The organism is Romboutsia sp. Marseille-P6047, assembly GCF_900604535.1.
In the GTDB taxonomy this organism is placed as follows: domain Bacteria; phylum Bacillota; class Clostridia; order Peptostreptococcales; family Peptostreptococcaceae; genus Romboutsia_E.
The window spans coordinates 180,731-202,304 of sequence record NZ_UWOT01000004.1 but is presented as its reverse complement, the minus strand read 5'-3'; the positions used below and the strand labels follow the sequence as shown (position 1 = coordinate 202,304).

Here is a 21,574-nt window from a genome sequence, read left to right as displayed (position 1 = left end):
ATTAAAAATCAATTTATTATTTGGTAAATAAAAAATAGATTCAAATATATCTGTTTTAATGATAAATTTGAATCTATTTACTTAAATATTAATTAACGAATTGATTTTAATATTTCTAATAAGTAATTCCATGTATTTTCAGTAGATTTTATATTTAAATGTTCATTAGGAGTATGAACATCAAACATATCAGGACCTAACGATATAGCTTCAGCATTAGGCATTTTGTCTAATAATAATCCACACTCAAGTCCTGCATGAATTGCCATTATTATAGGTTTTTTGCCTGTTAATTTTTCATAAGTTTCAACACAAATTTTTTCAAGTTCAGATCCCTTTGCATATTCCCAAGCAGGATAATCACTTTCAACAACAAACTTACCACCTAAAGAGTTTGTTAATAAATCCATTCTATTTAAAATGTCATCCTTTAAAGTACTAACAGAACTTCTAACTGCACTTTCAAATAATATTTCATTATCGTTATTAACTACAACACCTAAATTAGTAGAGCTTTCTACAAGACCGTTTATATCCATACTCATAGTTTGAATTCCATTTGGAATTAGATTATACATTTTGATTATTTTATCTTTTAATTCATGCGTGAATACTTTATCAACGTTTGTTTCTTTAACTTCTACAATAAGTCCTGGATCAGAAGTACTAAACTCATGCTTAAATAAACTTTCTATTTTTGATATTTGATTTTTAGTTTCATCAAGTAAGTTTTTATCAATTACTATTACACATTCTGCCTCACGAGGAATAGCATTGTTTTTAGAACCACCATGAATATTAGCTAAATCATAATCAACCTTTAATAAATTTAGAAGTCTACCTAATAATTTATTTGAATTAGCTCTTTGTTTTATGATATCCATACCAGAGTGACCACCTAAAAGTCCTTTTATATCTATTGATAGACCTACTTTATTATCTGAAACTTGAGTATATTCAACTGGTAATGTAGTTTTAGCTGTAGCTCCACCAGCGCAGCTTACTAATATATATCCTTCTTCTTCAGAATCTAAGTTTAATATATACTTAGATTTAAGTTTAGAACTATCTAAATTCATAGCACCAGTCATACCAGCTTCTTCATCTACAGTAACTAAAAACTCTATTTCAGGATGCTCAATAGAATTATCAGCAAGTACTGCCATCCCCATAGCTACAGCAATACCATTATCTGCACCTAAAGTAGTTCCACTAGCGTATATCATACCATCTTCAATTCTTAATTTTAAAGGATCTTTAGTAAAGTCATGAACAGTATCTTTATTTTTTTCACAAACCATATCCATATGACCTTGTAACATAACACAAGGAGCATTTTCATATCCCTTAGTTGCAGGTTTTCTTATTATTATATTTAAATATTCATCTTGAATTGTCTCTAATCCTAAATCCTCCCCAAATTTACGAAGAAAATCACTTATTCCTTTTTCGTTTCCAGAGCCTCTAGGTATTTGAGAAATCTCTTCGAAATATTTAAATACTAATTGAGGTTTTAAATCTTGTAAAACTTTTTCCATAAGATAGAATCTCCTTTATTATAATTTGTATTAAAATACTTATTTTAAGTTAATAATTAAAAAAATACGCTACAAATAATACATGTTTATGTATAATATATAAATAGCTATATAAATAGTATAATACAAATGTACATAAAATAAACGATATAAAAAGAAAGAAAAAATAAAGGAGGAAGTATGAATCAAAAATCATTAAGAGTTTTAGAGTTTAACAAAATTGTTGACATATTAAAGACAAAAGTTTCATCTTCTTTAGGTTTAAAATATATAGAAAACTTAACACCAAGTTCAAATTATGAAGAAGTTAAATATATGCTAGAAGAAACTAGCCAAGCACAGGGAATACTTCTAAAAAGAGGTGGAATAGCTTTAAATGGAATACATGATATAGAAGATAAAGCAAAGAGAGCAGAAATAGGTGCATCTCTAGATCCTGGAAGTTTAATTAAAATAGCAGATACTTTAAGGGGTTCGAGAAATTTAAAAAATACACTATCAAGTAGTGAAGAAGAAGAGTTCAATTATCCAATAATTCAAGGATTATCAAATTCTTTATATGCTTATAGAGATGTAGAAGATAAAATTTATAATGCAATTATAAGTGAGATAGAAATTTCTGATAATGCTTCAACAGAGCTTAGAAATATTAGAAGGAGAATAGTTCAAAAGAACCAATCTATAAGGTCTAAACTAAATTCTATTATTACATCAACTACATATCAAAAGTACTTACAGGATGCAATAATATCTGTTAGAGGAGATAGATTTGTTGTTCCTGTAAAAGCAGAATACAGATCATATGTGTCTGGAATTATTCATGATCAGTCATCATCAGGAGCAACTTTATTTGTAGAGCCTATGAGTATAGTAGACATGAATAATGAACTTAGACAATTAAGGTTACAAGAACAAGAAGAAATAGAAAGAATATTAGCAGAACTATCAGCAATTGTAGGTGAAATTAGTCATGATATAATTTCAAATCAAGAAATACTAGGAAAATTGGATTTTGCATTCGCAAAAGGTAAATTATCTATATCTATGAAAGCTGTTGAGCCTAATTTAAATAATGATAAATATATAAATATAAAAGCAGGAAGACATCCACTTTTAGATGCAGAAACTGTTGTTGCTAATAACATTTACTTAGGAAGAGAGTTTCATACATTACTTATAACAGGACCTAATACAGGTGGTAAAACTGTAACTATAAAAACAGTAGGTTTATTTGCTTTAATGACTCAAAGTGGACTTCATATACCAGCTAACTATGGAAGTAGCATGTGTGTATTTGATAATGTATTTGCAGATATTGGTGATGAACAAAGTATAGAACAAAGCTTATCTACATTTTCTTCTCATATGACTAATATAGTTTCTATACTAAGAGATGTAACTGAAAATTCATTAGTTATATTTGACGAACTAGGTGCAGGAACTGACCCAATGGAAGGAGCTGCTTTAGCTATTGCAATATTAGAAGATGTAAAGATGGCTGGTGCAACTTGTATAGCTACAACTCACTATACAGAGCTTAAAAACTATGCTTTAACAAAAGAAGGCGTAGAAAATGCTGCAGTTGAATTTGATGTAGAAACATTAAGTCCAACATATAGGCTTCTTATGGGGATACCAGGAAAGTCAAATGCATTTGCAATATCTAAGAAATTAGGTTTAAGTGATTATATAATTTCAAGGGCTAGAGAATTCATAGATGATAGCAATATAGAATTAGAAGATGTTCTTCAAGAAGCAGAAAAAAGTAGGCTTAAAGCTATTGAAGAAAGAGAAGAAGCAGAAAAGCTAAAATTAGAAATAGAAAAAGTTAAGAAAGAGTATGATGAACGATTAGAAAAAATTATATCTCAAAAAGATAAGATGATAGAACAAGCTAAATCTGAAGCATTTAGAATAACTAGAGGTGCTAAAGAAGAAGTTGATAGTATAATAAAAGAGCTTAGAGCTATGGAAAATGAAATGGCTTCTAAAGAGAAAAATCGTAAAATAGAAGCTCTTAGAAAAGAATTAACAAACTCTATGGGGGCACTTCAGCCAACTGTTGAAAGTATGATAGTTCCAAAAGTTGCAAGTAAAGAAATTAAGAACTTAAAACCAGGAGATGAAGTTAAAGTAATAACTTTAAATCAAAATGGTAGTGTAATATCTGTTGATGATAAGAAAAAAGAAGCAGTAGTTCAAATCGGTATAATGAAAATGACTTTACCATTTAAATCATTACAAAGAGCTAAGGCTGAAGCAAAAACTACCGTAACAAAAGGAACTAGAAATATAATTAAGTCTAAATCAGGTAGAGTTAAGAGTGAAGTTGACCTTCGTGGTATGACATTAGAAGAAGCTATAATGGAAGTTGATAAATACTTAGATGATGCATGTGTAGCAGGGCTTGAATATGTTACAATAATACATGGTATAGGTACGGGAGTACTTAAGTCTGGGCTTCAAGATGTACTTAAGAAAAATAAACATGTTAAATCTCAAAGACCTGGTCAATATGGTGAAGGTGGAGCAGGTGTAACCATAGCTGTATTAAAATAATTTAAAAAGAGGTTTTTAATTATGATAATAGTATCAGCATGCTTATTAGGTATAAATTGTAAGTATAATAATTTAAATAATGATAATCAAAAAGTAAGAGAATATTTAAATGGAAAAGAATTTGTAATCGCATGCCCAGAACAGTTAGGAGGACTTAGTACACCTAGAAATCCTTCTGAAATTATTAATATAAGTAAACAAGAGGTTAGCAGATGTAAAGTTATTAGCAATAAAGGTGAAGATGTAACTGAAAACTTTGTAAAAGGTGCTAAAGAGACGTTAAAAATTGCGAAACTATACAATTGTAAAGAAGCCATAATGAAGGATGGAAGTCCTTCATGTGGCTCTAAATATATATATGATGGTAGTTTCACGGGAAAAAAAATTCTTGGTGAAGGAATTACATCAGCATTACTTAGAAAAAATAATATAAAAGTAATTAGTGAAAACGAACTATAATGGCTAAATATCTTGAAAAAACTCAAGATTTGATTTACCATAAGAAGATAAGAGAAAGAGAGAGGAGCAATGACATGCAAGATTTCAAGGTAGCAATAGGAAATTGCCTTAAAGAAAAGATAGACGATTTATCTTTAGAAGAAATATTAGGACTTATAGAAATACCACCAAATAAAGATATGGGTGATTATGCTTTCCCATGTTTTAAATTAGCTAAGGTATTTAGAAAAGCTCCTAACATGATAGCAGCAGACTTAGCAGAAAGTATAGAAGCAAAAGGAGATATAGCAAAAGTTATGCCAATGGGCGGATACGTAAACTTCTTTGTTAATAAGTCTCAATTAGCTACTAATGTTATAAATGATGTATTAACTCAAAAAGATGCATACGGAAAATCAAAATTAGGTGAAGGTAAAACTGTAGTAATAGATTTTTCATCTCCTAACATAGCAAAGCCATTCCATATAGGGCATATAAGAACAACTGTTATAGGAAATGCTTTATATAAAATATACGATTCACAAGGATATGATACTGTAAGAATAAACCACTTAGGAGATTACGGAACTCAATTTGGAAAACTTATAGTAGCATTTAAATTATGGGGAGATAAGGATGCAGTAGAAGCTAATCCAATCCCAGAACTATTAAAATTATATATAAGATTCCATGACGAAGCAGAAGAAAAGCCAGAGATGGAAGATGAAGCTAGAGCATGGTTTACAAAATTAGAAAATGGAGATCCAGAAGCTAAAGAATTATGGCAATGGTTCAGAGATGAAAGTTTAAAAGAATTTGCTAGAGTTTACGATTTATTAGATATACAATTTGACTCTTATAATGGAGAAAGTTTCTACTCAGATAAAATGGATACTGTAATAGAAACTATAAAAGAAAAAGGATTATTAAAAGAATCTCAAGGTACAAATGTTGTTGATCTAGAAGAATATAACATGCCACCAGCACTTATAACAAAAAATGATGGATCTACATTATATATGACAAGAGATTTAGCTGCAGCTGTATATAGAAAGAATACATATAATTTTGATAAGTGTATATATGTAGTTGGTTCACAACAATCATTACACTTCCAACAATTATTTAAAGTTTTAGAACTTGTAGGTTTTGAATGGGCTAAGGATTTAGTTCATGTTCCATTTGGAATGGTTGCATTAGAAGAAGGAACTATGTCTACTAGAAAGGGTAGAGTAGTATTCTTAGAAGATGTTTTAAAACAAGCTATAGAAAAGACTAAAGAAACTATGTTAGCTAAAAATCCAGATGCTAAAAATGTTGATGAAATAGCTAAGCAAGTTGGAGTTGGAGCAGTAGTATTCCAAGAATTATCTAATAGTAGAATAAAAGATTATACTTTCTCTTGGGAAAGAACATTAAGCTTTGAAGGTGAAACTGGACCATATGTTCAATATACACATGCTAGATGTTGTGCAGTTTTAAGAAAAGCTAATGAAGAAGTAAGTGCAGATATAGACTATAACTTATTAACTAACGAAGATAGTGTTGAAGTATTAAAGACTATAGCATCATTTAATAATAGTATAGTATCTGCTATGAATAGAAATGAACCACATATAGTAACGAGATTTGTTTTAGATTTAGCTCAAGCATTTAATAAATTCTATCATGACAATCCAATATTAGTAGATGATGTTGAGACTAGAAAAGCTAGACTTGCTTTAGTTGCTGTAACTAGACAAACTCTAGAGAATGGACTTAAATTATTAGGAATGCAAGCACCAGAGAGAATGTAATTAGTGTTTTAGTGCTTGTTATAACGGAGGCGTTCGGGCTGATATAATATATCCAAAGCATGCAGCTGAAAATGCTGAAAATGTAATTGGATATATTTATATCAGCCCTTCGCTACGTTATAAAATATACTACTTTAAGTAAATAATAAATAAAGTGAGAACATATACACTTATTTGAGAGCGTTGTTATAAGGTATATTATGAATAATTGTTGATAAGAATAATTATTATAAGGTATTACGAGGAGTGTAATATTTATGAAAGATAATATTATAAAAAAGTGTTATTTATCGGCTTTCGATGTAAATGATAAAAATCTTAGAGATTTGATTATTGTGAATACTAAATGTTTAGTAGATGATGGGAAGAATAGATGTGTTTTTGTTGATGTTAATAGACTAAAAGATGAGTTGATTTACTTTAAGTTTTATGGTGAAGCTTTAAGTTACAACTCTATTTTAAACTTGATATTACCTGTAATACTTGCTAATACAAATATTGATAGATCTCAAGATGAGTCTATTTCCTTAATCCAGAAATATGCTAAGTACTTTAAAAAAGAAATTAAAATGTTTGATTTTATATTAAGTGCTGTTATTTATAATGGTGTTATACATAGTTTGATTGAAAATAAAAATATAGAATATGAAGAGTTATTGCAAAGCGCTAAGGAGAGAATAATAGGGCTAGCTATAAATTTAGAAAAACCTCAAATGATTAAGTTTCAAATGAGTAGAATTAATACATTACAAATTATAGATAAATTTATAGATGGAAAATATGAAGATTATGATGATAATAATATAGTTTCTACAATTTTAAATATATTATATGATATTTATATTGAAGATAGACAGCCTGTTAATGATGGTATTATGAGTATAAAAAAATCTATATTATCTATTCTAGGAGTTGAAAGTGACCTAAATATAGAGAATATAGATTTTATTAATTCAATGTCTGAATACATAACAAAATTAAGGTTATATAAAATCAATAAAAAGATATACGATAAAACATCTGACCCTAGAAGCTTAATTAAATTAAATGAAAATGATGTTTATGTAGATCCTATATTTAACCAAATTCAGGTTGTTTCAAAAGAATTTAGTGAAAATATACTTAGCGTAAAGATAAAAGCTAAATCTGGAATCTATACATTAAAATTTAAAAAGTCTTAAAATTAATTATTAGCTTCTAGATAATTTATGAAAGCTTCTTCTGAAGTCTCAGTTAAGAAGCATAACTCTTTTACTATACTATTTCTAAGTTCAATAAAATCATTAAGGTTTGTATTTTCAGTAGTAAATTCTAGTGCTTTTATTATAAGCAATAAGTCCCTTTTTGATAATGAATTGATAGATACGTGGTCGATTAATTCCATAATAAACTTCCTTTCTTAAATATATAGTAACTAATAAACTAATATTCTACAAAATGTAATAAAAACCCTTTTAAAAAGTAGAATTTTGATAGTTTATATAAATTATTTTAACTTAAATAGCAAATAAAATATAGACAATATTGATAAAGAGGTGAAATATTTGAAAATATTATTAACCACATTAAATTCTAAGTTTATACATACAAACTTAGCAATTAGATATTTAAAAGAATTTGTAAGAGATTTAACTTCAGTAGACATAAGAGAATATACAATAAATAATGATTTAGATTATATATTAAAGGATATATATAGAAATGATTATGATATTGTACTTTTTTCGACATATATATGGAATGTATATGATATAGCTAAAGTTTGTGAAAACTTAAAAAAGGTAAAACCGAGCATAAAGATAGCTTTAGGTGGACCAGAGGTAACTTATGATAGTACTGATGCTATGAAGAAATATCCTTTTATAGACTACATACTATGTGGAGAAGGAGAATTGGTATTTAGAGATTTAGTAGAATATTTTCTAGATAAAAGAAAAATAGAAGATGTAGAGGGTATTGTATATAGAAATAATGATGAGATAATAACTAATAAACCTAAAGCATTATTGCAAAACTTAGATGAGATACCAAGCCCTTATGAAAACTTAGATCCAAAAGAATATGAAAATAGAATCGTTTATTATGAAACATCAAGAGGGTGTCCTTTTAATTGTCAATATTGCTTATCTTCAACACTAAAAGGATTAAGATATTTTAGTATAGATAGAGTAAAAAGAGATCTAAAGAAATTAATCGATGCTAGAGTTTCTCAAATTAAATTTATAGATAGAACATTTAATGCTAACAAAAAGTTTGCTCAAGAGATCATGAAGTTCCTTATGGAGAATGATAATAACTATACAACATATCATTTTGAAGTTACAGCTCACTTATTAGATGATGATACTTTAGAGTTTTTAAAAGATTGTAAAGAAGGATTATTCCAGTTTGAAATAGGGGTACAATCTACTAATCAAAAAACATTAGATGCAGTTGGAAGAAGAGATGATTTTAAAAAATTATCTTATGTTGTTCAAAAAGTTGCATCTTATAGAAATATACACCAGCATCTAGATTTAATTGCAGGTCTTCCTTATGAAGATTATGCTAGTTTTGAAAACTCATTTAATGATGTATTTAATTTAGGTATAGAGCATCTACAATTAGGTTTCTTAAAAATGATAAAAGGTACAGGTGTAAGAAATACAGCTAAAGAGCATGGATATAAATATAAAGATTATGCACCATATGAAATTTTATATAATGATTATATAACTTATGACCAAATATTAAAGTTAAAAGATATAGAAGAGATATTAGAGAGATACTACAACTCTAAAAACTTTGTATTATCAATGAGATATATAATAAAGAATTTTTATAGTAAAAGTCCATTTAAATTCTTTGAAGAGTTTGCAACATATTTTGATAAAAATGGATATTTTGACATGGCACAAGGAAAAAATCAATTATATAAGATATTATTAGATTTTTATAATGAAAAAATAAATGTAAATAATGAACTATTTAATGATATACTAAAGTACGATTATATATCATTAGGAAAGACATCTAATTTACCACAATTTTTCAATAAGGTAGAAATGGAAGATTTTAAAAATAGATGTCATATATTTTTACAAGATCAAGACAATGTGAAGTTATATCTACCTAAGTTTGAAGATACTCCAGCCAAGTTTATGATAAAGTATGTTCATTTTGAGCCTTTTAATTATAATGTAATAGAGTTAAAAGAAGATATACATAAAAATATACAACCTAATGAAAATGTAATTTTATTTGTATATGATGACAAAAAGATTTTTGAAAAGTCAAAATCATATAGTGTAATGATTTAGGAGGTTAATATGAAGTTTAGGATTGAAAAATATTTATTAAAAAAAGCAGATGAATTAGCTTTCATAACAATAAAAAATGATGGAGACTTTAAGCTACAAGGCTATACACTACCAAGTGGAGGACTTGATGTACCTATAAAAAATGAGGTACTTGTAAAAGGTATAAAAGAAAATACTGCTCAAGAAGGAATAAACTCAATGTCTATAGCAGATGCTATGATATACATTATGGGGATTGATAGTAATTTTAAGTATAATGATGAATATAGAAAGTTTCTTAAAGCATTAGAACAGAATATAAACTTAGATTTAAAAGCTTATATGGGATATATGTCTAGAAAATATTTTGAAATTGGTGAAAGTACAGATTCTTTAATATATCTAAAAGCACTTATAACAATGTTCCCAGAAGATTTAGAAGGAATGTATCACTATGCTATAGTATGTCAAGAACTAGCACAACAATATCAAAAAGACTCAGATAATGATGGAATGAATAATTTCTTACTTGAAGCATTAGATAAACTTGAAAAAGTAATAGATTTAGATGAAAGTTTTGCACTAGCATACTATCACTTAGGATATCATTATTATAATCAAGGACAATATATAAAAGCCAAAGTTATTTGGGAAGAAGCTTTAAAATTAGGGTTAGAAGATGATTTAATAGCAGAGGTTCAAGAAAATATCGGTAAAATGGATTTTAAAGTTCAATACGAAGAAGGATATAGCTTAGTATTCCAAGGAAGAAATGAAGAAGCATTAGAAAAATTATTACCATTGGAGGCAGAGCATTCTGATTGGTGGAACTTATTGTTTATGATAGGTCTTGCATATAAAAATATGAATGAAATAGAAGATGCTAAATCTTATTTTGAAAGAATATTAATATTAAAGCCTCATCAAGTTGACACTATGGTTGAATTAGGACTTTGTGAAGCAGCATCATATAATTTAGAAAAAGCGATAGAACACTTTAGCACAGCTGCAAAAATAAAGGAAGATCCTGAAGTATTATGCAATTTAGGTATGGCATATTTAAATAATGGAGAATTAGATGAAGCTATTTATTATATAGAAAGAGCATATGAATTAGATCCACAAGATGAAATAACAGTAGCATGCTTAAGAGAATTAGATAATTATAGATAATTGAAATAAAAATAGATATTATTAAAGTTCATTTTAATAATATCTATTTTTTATTAAAAAAATTTTATCTGGTATAAAATAATTAAAAAAATATATAATATTTGAGGCAGTAATTACGGTAAAAGATATAATTCAACGATTTAAAAGTAAAGCTTATAAATATAAAAGAGAGAGATTTATATCAATTTATCAAAATGATAGATAAAAATAAAAATAATATAATACATTGAAAGGAAATAGTGTTAATATTATATATGAGATCGCAATTAATAGGAAAATTAGATAATATAATTAATCATTTAAACTGTAACCTTTAACATTATTTATGTATGTTTCAAACATAAGACATTAAATTGTTGTAATGGATTTAAAATACCTATTTTATTGACTTACAAATCAGACAAACCACAATCAAAACTATATTCTATAATATATGAAATACTTATATCTAATCATATCTGATATTTATTAAACTCAAATCAAATCATAAAGTTATAAAAGTAAATTATAAAATAATGAAAAATATAAAATATGAAAGATAAGAAAATGTTTTCTGCAATGTTTTAACAAGGTAAATTTTGTTAAAAAAATATTTAAATTTTTTACCAAGCAATAGCAATTTAGTATATAATCAAATTAGGGTTTTATTAAGACATATTATAATGAGTATCACCTAGGGGGATTTTAAAATTAGAATCAAAAGGGGATAGAGATATGGATAAAAAAGCAATGACTATTGACTTAAACAGTCAAATATTATTAGACAAGGCTGAAAAAGATGGCGTAGAAACAATGTATGACAGAAAAATAGGCTTTAAAAATCAATGTGGATTTGGTTTGCAAGGTACTTGCTGTAGAAACTGTGGTATGGGACCATGTAGAATAAGTCCAAAAACTCCAAGAGGGATATGTGGAGCTGATGAACATGTTATAGTTGGTAGAAACTTTGCAAGAATGGTTGCAGGTGGAACAGCAGCTCACTCTGATCATGCTAGAGATATAGCTCATACAATGGCTTTAAGTTCAAGAGACGGTAATTATACTATAAAAGATGAAGTTAAATTAATAGCTTTAGCTAAAGAATGGGATGTTGAAACTGAAGGCAGAGATATATATGATATAGCTCATGAAGTTGCTGATGTTGCTTTAATGGAATTTGGTAAACCACATGGTGTAGCAAGGTTCTTAAAAAGAGCTCCTAAACAAAGACAAGAACTATGGAAAAAACTTGGTATAGAACCAAGAGCTATAGATAGAGAAATTGCAACAATAATGCATTCAACTCATATAGGATGTACAGCAGATATAGATAGCTTAATGCAGATGTCATTAAGAACTGCTTTAGCAGATGGTTGGGTTGGATCAATGATAGGTACACAATTTAGTGATATATTATTTGGAACACCAACAGTTAGAGAATCAGAAGCAAACTTAGGTGTTTTAGAAGAAAATAAAGTAAATATAATATTACATGGTCATGAACCTTCATTATCTGAAATGATAGTTTTAGCATCAGAAGATCCAGAATTAGTAGAATTAGCTAAATCTGTTGGAGCAGATGGAATAAACTTAGCAGGCATGTGTTGTACTGGTAATGAGGTTACTATGAGACATGGTGTAAAAACTGCAGGGGACTTCCATCAACAAGAATTAGCAATAGTTACAGGTGCTGTAGAAGCTATGATCGTTGATGTACAATGTATATTCCCAGCACTTGCAAGAGTAGCAGACTGTTATCATACAAAATTCATAACTACATCTCCAAAAGCAAAAATAACAGGATCTACATATATGGAATTCAAAGAAGAAGATGCGTTTAATATAGCTAAAGAGATAGTTAGAACTGCTGTATTAAACTTCCCTAATAGAGACAAATCAAAAGTTTTAATCCCAGAACATAAATCAAGCTCAGTAGTAGGGTTTAGTACTGAAGCGATAGTAGGACAATTAGATAGAGTTGTAAACTCTCAAATAGATCCAGCAGGAACTGTAAAACCATTAGCTGACTGTTTAAAATCAGGAGTATTAAGAGGAGCAGTTGCTGTTGTTGGATGTAATAATGCTAAAGGTGTTTCTAACTTAGCACACACAACTGTTATGAAGGAATTAATTAAGAATGATATATTAGTTGTTACTACAGGATGTGGAGCGTCAGCAGCGGGAAAATTTGGATTAATGGCAAAAGATGCTGCTAAAAAATATGCAGGTAAAGGATTAGCAACTGTATGTGAATTAGCAGATATACCACCTGTACTGCATTTAGGTTCATGTGTTGACTGTAGCCGTATACTAGATGTTGTAGGTGCAACAGCTAAGTACTTAGAAATGGATTCATCTGATTTACCAGTAGCAGGTGTTGCTCCAGAGTGGATGTCTGAAAAAGCTGTTGCTATAGGAACTTATGTTGTTGCAACAGGTATAGACGTTTATTTAGGAATAATGCCTCCAGTAGGTGGTTCATCTAGAGCAGTAGAAATATTAACTAAAGAAATGGAAGATATGGTTGGAGCTAAATTTATAGTTGAAGAAGACCCTGTATTATTAGCTCAAAAAATAATAGAAGGAATAGAAAAGAAACGTGTTCACTTTGAAGCTTTAGTAGAAGAAAAAGTGCTTCAAGGAGCAGAAGCTTAAGATTTAAGTTTTATTATAAAAGAATATAATCAGGTAAGATACATATTATGTGTCTTACCTATAGATATATATAAAATAATAAGATCTAAAAGTATTAGACAGAAGGTGGTAGAATATGAAAATAGCAGTTACAGGTAAAGGTGGAGTAGGTAAAACAACTTTTTCTTCAATGCTTTCTAGAATGTTTGCTGAAGATGGATATAGAGTTGTTGCTGTAGATGCAGATCCAGATGCAAATTTAGCATTAGCTTTAGGATTTCCAAGAGATGTTTATGAATCTATAGTACCTATATCAGAAATGAAAAAGTTAGTTTCAGATAGAACAGCAGCAGAAACAGGAACATTTAATAAGATGTTTAAATTAAACCCAAAGGTAGATGATATTCCACAGACATATTGTCAAGAGTATAATGGTGTAAGATTATTGACATTAGGAACTGTTGACTCAGGAGGTTCGGGATGTGTTTGTCCTGAACATGTATTATTGAAAAGACTTTGCAGCCATTTAATAATACAAAATAAAGATGTAGTCGTTATGGATATGGAAGCTGGAATAGAACATTTAGGTAGAGGAACTGCGCAAGGTGTAGATGCTTTTATAGTAGTTGTAGAACCAGGAGAAAGAAGTTTACAAACATATAGAAAAGTAAAAAAACTTGGAAAAGATATAGGTGTTAATCAAGTTTTTGTTGTTGGAAATAAGATAAGAAATAAAGAAGATGAAGATTTTATTATAAGTAACTTAGAAGATGGGGAAGCTTTAGGATTTATATACTATAATCAAGATGTTATAAACTCTGATAGATCAAATCAATCACCATATGATGTAAGTATTAAAACTAAAGAAGAGATTAAAACAATCAAAGATAAATTACTTGAGATAAAAGAAAGTAAGAAGCAATTAAGTTTATAAACACTTACATAAGTGTATTAAAATAAAATTAAAATTTATGGGGAGGATTCAATTATGGGATTTAAATCTGATATTGAAATTGCACAAGAAGCACAACCTCAAGATATAAGAGAAATAGCAAAAAAATTAGGGTTAGAAGAAGATGATATAGAATTATATGGTAAGTATAAAGCTAAAGTGGATTATAACTTACTTAAAAGAGATAATGGTGGTAAAAAGGCTAAGTTAATATTAACTACAGCTATAAATCCAACTCCTGCAGGAGAAGGAAAAACTACAACAACAATAGGTGTTGCAGATGGATTAGCTAAGTTAGGTGAAAATGTATTAGTTGCTTTAAGAGAGCCATCTTTAGGACCTGTATTTGGTATTAAAGGAGGAGCAGCAGGTGGAGGATATGCGCAAGTTGTTCCAATGGAAGATATAAATTTACATTTTACTGGAGATTTCCATGCTATAGGAGCTGCAAATAACTTATTAGCTGCAATGTTAGATAATCATATACATCAAGGAAATGAATTAGGAATAGATTCAAGAAGTATAACTTGGAGAAGATGTGTTGACATGAATGATAGACAACTTAGAAATATTGTTGATGGACTTGGTGTTAGAGCTGATGGTGTAGCTAGACAAGATGGATTTGATATAACTGTTGCTTCTGAGGTAATGGCTGCTTTCTGTCTAGCTAGTGATATAACAGACTTAAAAGAAAGACTTGGAAGAATTATAGTAGGATATAATTTCCAAGGGGAGCCTGTAACTGCAGGACAACTAAAAGCTAATGGTGCAATGGCTGCTTTATTAAAAGATGCATTAAAACCAAATTTAGTTCAAACTTTAGAAGGAACACCTGCATTTGTTCATGGTGGACCATTTGCAAATATTGCACATGGATGTAACTCAGTTATAGCTACAAGAATGGCTATGCATTTTGCAGATTATGTAGTAACAGAAGGAGGATTTGGTGCAGATTTAGGTGCTGAAAAATTCTTAGATATAAAATGTAGAATGGCAGATTTAAAACCAGATGCAGTTATAATCGTTGCTACAGTTAGAGCTTTAAAATATAATGGTGGAGTTCCAAAAGATCAATTAAATAAAGAAAATTTAGAAGCTCTTGAAGCAGGACTTCCAAACCTATTAAAACATGTTGAAAATATAACTCAAGTATATAAATTACCGGCGGTTGTTGCTATAAATGAATTTCCAACAGACACAGAACCAGAGGTTAACTTAGTAAGAGAGAAATGTAAGGAACTAGGCGTTAATGTAGCACTATCTCAAGTTTGGGCAAAAGGTGGAGAAGGTGGAATAGAGTTAGCTAAAGAAATTATTAGATTAACTAGTGAACCAAATGAATTCCAATTCTGCTACGAAGATGATTTAAGTATAGAAGAAAAAATAAATGCAATAGCTACTAAGATATATGGCGCTGATGGTGTTGACTTTACACCTCAAGCTAAAAAAGAATTAGATAGATTAGAAAGTTTAGGATTTGGAAAAATGCCTATATGTATGGCTAAAACTCAATATTCTTTAACAGATGATCAAACTAAACTAGGTAGACCAACAGGATTTAGAATAACAGTTAGACAATTAACTGTTTCAGCTGGTGCTGGATTTATAGTTGCTTTAACTGGTGCAATAATGAAAATGCCAGGTCTTCCAAAAGTTCCAGCAGCTGAAAAAATAGATGTTGATGAGAATGGAGTAATATCTGGATTATTCTAGTACTTGATAAGAACATAGGTTAAGGTAGTACATTTGGTACTACCTTAATTAAAATAGAGACCTTTTGTAGAATTAGGGGGAATTTTAATGAGTATATCAGGAAAAACTTGTGGAGAATTTGTAGAAGTTCTAGCTTCTAAAGCACCAGTTCCAGGTGGTGGAGGTGCATCAGCTTTAGTTGGAGCAGTTGGTATGGCTTTAGGTAGTATGGTATGTAACCTTACTATAGGTAAAAAGAAGTATGCAGAATATGAAGATAGTGTAAAAGAAATATTAAATAAAGCATCAGAACTAGAAAAAGATTTATTGGAAATGATAGACAAAGATGCAGAAGGATTTTATCCACTATCTCAAGCTTATGGACTTCCTACATCAACTGATGAAGAAAAGAAAATAAAGGAAGAAACTATGCAAAAAGCCTTAAAGGTTGCATGTGAAGTTCCTATAAATATAGTAAGAGCATGTTATAAGGCAATAAAATTACATGAAGAATTAGTTGATAAAGGATCTAGACTTGCTATAAGTGATGTAGGAGTAGGAGTTCAATGTTTAAGAGCTGCTATACTTGGAGCAGAGTTAAACGTTGTTATAAATGTTAACTCTATAAAAGATCAAGAATACATAAATAAAGTCAATGCGGAAATGAAAGAACTTATAGAAGATGGAGTTAAAATTTGTGATGAAGTATTTAAAAAGGTAGAGATTGCTTTAGGAAAATAAATAAATTTTATATTTAAGGGGGATCTTGAAAATGGAAGTATCAGTAGCTAAAGGTCAAATAATAAAAGGGAAACCAGTAGCAGATGAAATGAGCGAAAATTTAATAAAAGAGGTTAATGAATTAAGTAAAGAGGGTATAATACCTAAATTAGCTATATTAAGAGTTGGAGAAAAAGCTAATGATTTAGCTTATGAAAGAGGAGCACTTAAGAAATGTGAAACAATAGGTATTGAGACAGAGGTAATTGTTTTAGAAGAAGGTGTTACTCAAGATCAATATATAGAAGCTTTAGAAGATCTAAATAAAAATCCAAAAATAAATGGGATATTAACATTTAGACCATTACCTAAAGGTATTGATGAAGAAGTTATAAAGCATGTTATAGACCCTAAAAAAGATGTGGATTGTTTCAACCCATTAAATACAGCGAAAGTAATGGAAGGAGATAAAACAGGATTCCCACCATGCACTCCTACAGCAGTTGTTGAAATATTAAAACATTATAATGTGGATTTAAATGGAGCTAACGTGGCTGTACTTGGTAGATCTATGGTAGTTGGAAAACCGGTAGCAATGCTTTTATTAGGTGAAAATGCTACTGTTAATATATGTCACTCTAGAACTAAGAATTTATCAGAAGTAACATCTAAAGCTGACATACTAGTTGCTGCTGTTGGTAGAGCTAGAATGGTAACTCCTGAGTATATAAAAGAAGGTGCGGTAGTAATAGATGTTGGTATAAATGCTAAACCAGAAGGTGGAGGAATTTGTGGAGATGTTGATACAGATTCAGTAATAGAAAAAGCATCTATGATAACACCAGTTCCAGCAGGTGTAGGATCAGTAACTACATCTGTACTTGCAAAACATGTTATAAAAGCTTGTAAGTTACAAAATAATAAATAGATGTACTTTTAAGGGGGAATAAGGGTATGGTAATTTCTGATAAAAAGCCGATAGAAGAAGTATTAGGTTTCTTAGAAGGTGCTCAAAATATTATATTAGTTGGATGTAACCAATGTGCTGCAACTTGTAAAACTGGTGGAGAACCAGAATTACAAGCTATGAAGGAAAATTTAGAGGCTAATGGAAAAACTGTATTAGCTTGTAAAGTAATAGATCCTTGCTGTAACCTTTTGCAATGTAAAAAAGATTTAAAAGCTGTTAAAGAAGAGTTAAAGGAAGCTGATGCTATATTATCTTTAGCTTGTGGAGATGGAACACAAACTATAGTTAAAAATACTAAAAATATGCCTGTATACCCAGCAAATAATACATTATTCATAGGTGAAGTTGAAAGAGTTGGTCAATATGAAGAAGCATGTAAAGCCTGTGGAGAGTGTGAGCTAGGATGGACTGGTGGAATATGTCCAGTAACTATGTGTGCTAAAGGATTAATAAATGGTGCATGTGGTGGAGCTAAAGATGGAAAATGTGAAATAAGCCATGAAAATGATTGTGCATGGGTTAGGATATATGAAAGACTTAAAGATTTAGGTCAATTAGATAACTTAACTAAAGTTAGACCGCCAAAAGATTATTCAAAACAAAATAATCCAAGAAGTTTAGATCTAAAGAAAAAAGCACAAGAAGCTGCTAAAGCTGAAGCTTAATAACTTTTAAAGGTTAAAAAGGGGGATTTTATAAATGAGCTTATTACAAGAAGTATTAGAAAGAGGCGAATTTGCAATAACTGCTGAGATGGCACCTCCAAAAGGTACAGATCTTTCTCACCTTTTAGAATGTGCAAAAAAATGTGTTGGTAGAGTTCATGCTACTAATGTAACAGATTTCCAATCAGCAGTTATGAGAGCAACTTCTCTTGCTACATGTAAAATGTTAAAAGATATAGGGCTTGAACCAGTAATACAAATGACTGGTAGAGATAGAAATAGAATTGCTATAGAAGGTGAGATGCTTTCAGCTGGTGTATTTGGAATAGAAAACTTACTTGCTTTAACAGGAGACCATACTTGTGTTGGAGACCATCCACAAGCTAAAAGTGTATTTGATTTAGATTCTGTAAGTATATTAACTACAGCAACTACATTAAATAGTGGTGTAGATAGTGTTGGACTAGAGCTAAAAGGAAAAACTAATTTCTACTTAGGTGCATCAGTTACGCCTGAATATGCTCCAATAGAAGTACAATTGTTAAAAATGCAGAAGAAAATAAATGCTGGAGCTAAGTTCTTCCAAACTCAAGCAGTTTATGATATAGATCATTTAAGAAAATTTAGAGAGCTTACTAAAAATATGGATTGTAAAATATTAGCTGGTATAGTTCCGTTAAAATCACCAGGTATGGCTAGATTTATGACTGCTAATGTTCCTGGTATATTCGTGCCAGATGATCAAATAGAAAGATTAAAATCAGCTGGAAAAGGAAATTATGTCCAAGAAGGTATTAAAATGGCCGGAGAATTTATAAGACAAATAAAAGAAGAAAACTTATGTGATGGTGTTCACATAATGGCTATTGGAGCAGAAGAGAATGTTCCGTTAATACTTGATGCTGCAGGTTTATAAGATTAAGGGGGCGAATTAAATTTATGAAAATAGCAGTAGTAGGTGGAGGTCCAGGAGGATATGTAGCAGCTATAAAAGCAGCTATGCATGGTGCTGATGAAGTTGTAGTTATAGAGAAAAAAAGACTTGGAGGAACATGCTTAAATGTTGGTTGTATACCAACTAAGGCATTGCTAGCATCTTCTTCAATGTTAATGAATGTGAAAGAAGCTAAAAGTTTTGGAATAAATATAGAAGGTGAAATAAAACCAGATTTTTCTGCTATAATGGCTAGAAAAAATAAGGTTGTAGATCAACTTATATCTGGTATTGAATTTTTATTTGATAAAAGAGGAATCCAAACAATTAATGGATTTGGTAAATTAATAGATAAAAATACTATAGAAGTAACTAAGGAAGATGGATCAAAAGAATTAGTAAAGGCAGATAAAATAATATTAGCTAATGGATCGGTTCCAGTAGTACCACCAATGTTCCCATATGATGGAAAAATTGTAATAACTAGCGATGAAGTCTTAGGTTTAGAAGAACTTCCACAATCTATGTTGATAGTTGGAGGTGGTGTTATAGGATCTGAAATAGGTCAATTTTTTCAAAATTTAGGCACTCAAGTTACTATAGTAGAAATGGCAGAACATATTTTAGGAAATGAAGATAAAGATGTAGCTAAACAGTTGCAGAGACAGTTCAAAAAGGATAAAATTAAAGTGTTAGCAGGTGTAGGGGTACAGACTTGCGGGATAGTAGATAATAAAGTTGTAGCAACACTGTCAAATGGGAAGTCAGTGACTGCTGATACTTGTTTAGTTGCAGTTGGTAGAAAGCCAAACTTAAAGAATTCAGGAATAGAAGAATTAGGTATAGAATTAATTGGAAGAGGTAAGGTTAAAGTTAACGAATACCTAGAAACTAATGTTGAAGGTATATATGCAATAGGGGATATAATTGATACTGCAATGCTTGCACATGTTGCCTCTAAAGAAGGTGAAGTAGCAGCTGTTAATGCTTTGGGAGGCAAAAAAACAGTAAATTATAATGCAGTACCAAGATGTGTATATACCCAACCAGAAGTTGCTGGTGTTGGTAAAACTGAAAAACAACTTCAAGCTGATAATGAAGAATATAAGGTAGGTCAGTTTGATTTTAGAGCATTAGGAAAAGCTCAAGCTATCGGACATATCCAAGGATTTATAAAAGTTCTTGCTGGTAAAGATGATAAAATTATAGGAGCTTCAATAGTAGGACCTCATGCTACAGACTTATTAACTGAATTATCTTTAGCAGTTGGCTTAGGGCTAACAGTAGAACAAGTAGGAGATATAATACATGCACATCCAAGCTTATCAGAAGGATTAATGGAAGCTCTTCATGATGTACATGGAGAATGTGCTCATGCAGCTCCAAAATTAGTTAAAGCATAATACAAAACAGAGTAAAATAAATAATTTAACTTTAAGCTCTGTTTTGACAATGACAAGGGGGAAGTCTTAATATGGGATATAATATAGCTGTTGCAGGAAAAGGTGGAACTGGGAAAACAAGTCTTACAGGGCTTTTAGTTAATTCTTTAATAGAAGATAAAAAGTCACCAGTATTAGTTGTAGATGCAGATGCCAATGCTAATATAAATGAGGTGTTAGGCATAGATGTAGAGGCATCAATAGGTCAAATCAGAGAAGAAGTCAATCAAAGAGAAAAATTAGGTAATTCATTCCCTGGAGGTATGACAAAAGCACAATTTTTACAATATAGATTAAACTCTATAATTGAAGAAGGAGAAGGCTATGACTTATTAGTTATGGGGCGTTCTGAAGGAGAAGGTTGTTATTGTTTTGTCAATGGGATCTTAAGAGAACAAGTTCAAAAAATTTCAAATCATTATAATTATGTAGTCATAGACAATGAAGCTGGTATGGAACACTTAAGTAGAAAAACTACTAGACATGTAGACACACTACTTTTAGTAAGTGATTGCTCAAGACGTAGTATACAAGCTGTTGCTAGAATAAGAGATTTAGCTGAAGAATTGAACCTAAGTGTAGGAGATACAAAACTTATAGTAAATAAAGTTCCTGATGGGATTTTACATGAAGGTGTAAAAGAAGAAATAGAAAAATACAAGCTAGACCTTATAGGAATCGTACCTTTAGATGAATTAATATATGAATATGATTCAACAGGTAAACCATTAGTAAGCTTACCTGAAGATTCAAAAGCTAAAAAAGCTATTAAAGAAATAATAGCAAAATTAGAATTAAAATAGG

General features: G+C 29.9%; 17 protein-coding genes. 15 read left to right on the top strand and 2 right to left on the bottom strand.

Annotation, left to right across the window (positions count from 1 at the left end):
* Nucleotides 1–92: 92 nt before the first annotated feature.
* Nucleotides 93–1,538, bottom strand: a complete 1,446-nt coding sequence (locus EIH23_RS05940) for an aminoacyl-histidine dipeptidase (protein WP_122639309.1) — start codon at nucleotides 1,536–1,538, stop codon at nucleotides 93–95.
* Nucleotides 1,539–1,718: 180 nt separating this feature from the next.
* Here EIH23_RS05940 and EIH23_RS05935 point away from each other — a divergent pair, with 180 nt between their 5' ends.
* The 4 genes from EIH23_RS05935 to EIH23_RS05920 all read left to right on the top strand — a co-directional run bounded on the left by EIH23_RS05935 (nucleotide 1,719) and on the right by EIH23_RS05920 (nucleotide 7,512).
* Nucleotides 1,719–4,097: an endonuclease MutS2 gene (locus tag EIH23_RS05935; RefSeq protein ID WP_122639308.1), complete on the top strand. Its 2,379-nt coding sequence runs from the start codon at nucleotides 1,719–1,721 to the stop codon at nucleotides 4,095–4,097.
* 21 nt (nucleotides 4,098–4,118) lie between these two features.
* Nucleotides 4,119–4,556, top strand: coding sequence for a DUF523 domain-containing protein (locus EIH23_RS05930; RefSeq protein WP_122639307.1), 438 nt, complete (start codon nucleotides 4,119–4,121; stop codon nucleotides 4,554–4,556).
* Between the two features lie 74 nt (nucleotides 4,557–4,630).
* On the top strand, nucleotides 4,631–6,331 hold the full coding sequence (gene argS, locus EIH23_RS05925; RefSeq protein ID WP_122639306.1) for an arginine--tRNA ligase: 1,701 nt from the start codon (nucleotides 4,631–4,633) through the stop codon (nucleotides 6,329–6,331).
* A 257-nt stretch (nucleotides 6,332–6,588) separates the two neighbouring features.
* Complete coding sequence (locus EIH23_RS05920; protein WP_122639305.1) at nucleotides 6,589–7,512, top strand: hypothetical protein; 924 nt, start codon at nucleotides 6,589–6,591, stop codon at nucleotides 7,510–7,512.
* A 2-nt stretch (nucleotides 7,513–7,514) separates the two neighbouring features.
* Here the strand turns inward: EIH23_RS05920 and EIH23_RS05915 are convergent, their stop codons facing one another.
* Nucleotides 7,515–7,715 (bottom strand): hypothetical protein, encoded by a 201-nt coding sequence (locus EIH23_RS05915; protein WP_122639304.1) that lies wholly within the window; start codon nucleotides 7,713–7,715, stop codon nucleotides 7,515–7,517.
* A gap of 160 nt (nucleotides 7,716–7,875) precedes the next feature.
* On the opposite strand from EIH23_RS05915, the gene EIH23_RS05910 reads away from it, so the two are divergent.
* The 11 genes from EIH23_RS05910 (at nucleotide 7,876) to EIH23_RS05860 (ending at nucleotide 21,573) form a co-directional block, all read left to right on the top strand.
* Nucleotides 7,876–9,630, top strand: coding sequence for a B12-binding domain-containing radical SAM protein (locus EIH23_RS05910; protein ID WP_122639303.1), 1,755 nt, complete (start codon nucleotides 7,876–7,878; stop codon nucleotides 9,628–9,630).
* A gap of 9 nt (nucleotides 9,631–9,639) precedes the next feature.
* Entirely contained in the window at nucleotides 9,640–10,782 is a 1,143-nt protein-coding gene (locus EIH23_RS05905; protein WP_122639302.1) for a tetratricopeptide repeat protein, read from the top strand.
* A 714-nt stretch (nucleotides 10,783–11,496) separates the two neighbouring features.
* A complete protein-coding gene (gene cooS / locus EIH23_RS05900; RefSeq protein ID WP_122639301.1) occupies nucleotides 11,497–13,416 on the top strand; it encodes an anaerobic carbon-monoxide dehydrogenase catalytic subunit in 1,920 nt (639 codons plus the stop codon).
* A 115-nt stretch (nucleotides 13,417–13,531) separates the two neighbouring features.
* Nucleotides 13,532–14,329: an ATP-binding protein gene (locus EIH23_RS05895; RefSeq protein WP_122639300.1), complete on the top strand. Its 798-nt coding sequence runs from the start codon at nucleotides 13,532–13,534 to the stop codon at nucleotides 14,327–14,329.
* A gap of 54 nt (nucleotides 14,330–14,383) precedes the next feature.
* Nucleotides 14,384–16,060 (top strand): formate--tetrahydrofolate ligase, encoded by a 1,677-nt coding sequence (locus tag EIH23_RS05890; protein ID WP_122639299.1) that lies wholly within the window; start codon nucleotides 14,384–14,386, stop codon nucleotides 16,058–16,060.
* 87 nt (nucleotides 16,061–16,147) lie between these two features.
* Complete coding sequence (locus tag EIH23_RS05885; protein ID WP_122639298.1) at nucleotides 16,148–16,780, top strand: cyclodeaminase/cyclohydrolase family protein; 633 nt, start codon at nucleotides 16,148–16,150, stop codon at nucleotides 16,778–16,780.
* A 31-nt stretch (nucleotides 16,781–16,811) separates the two neighbouring features.
* Entirely contained in the window at nucleotides 16,812–17,687 is an 876-nt protein-coding gene (locus tag EIH23_RS05880) for a bifunctional 5,10-methylenetetrahydrofolate dehydrogenase/5,10-methenyltetrahydrofolate cyclohydrolase (protein WP_122639297.1), read from the top strand.
* Between the two features lie 26 nt (nucleotides 17,688–17,713).
* Entirely contained in the window at nucleotides 17,714–18,394 is a 681-nt protein-coding gene (locus tag EIH23_RS05875) for a methylenetetrahydrofolate reductase C-terminal domain-containing protein (RefSeq protein WP_122639296.1), read from the top strand.
* Between the two features lie 34 nt (nucleotides 18,395–18,428).
* Nucleotides 18,429–19,310 (top strand): methylenetetrahydrofolate reductase, encoded by an 882-nt coding sequence (locus EIH23_RS05870; RefSeq protein WP_122639295.1) that lies wholly within the window; start codon nucleotides 18,429–18,431, stop codon nucleotides 19,308–19,310.
* Between the two features lie 23 nt (nucleotides 19,311–19,333).
* Nucleotides 19,334–20,731, top strand: coding sequence for a dihydrolipoyl dehydrogenase (gene lpdA / locus EIH23_RS05865; protein ID WP_122639294.1), 1,398 nt, complete (start codon nucleotides 19,334–19,336; stop codon nucleotides 20,729–20,731).
* A gap of 71 nt (nucleotides 20,732–20,802) precedes the next feature.
* A complete protein-coding gene (locus tag EIH23_RS05860; RefSeq protein ID WP_122639293.1) occupies nucleotides 20,803–21,573 on the top strand; it encodes an ATP-binding protein in 771 nt (256 codons plus the stop codon).
* Nucleotide 21,574 lies beyond the last annotated feature (1 nt).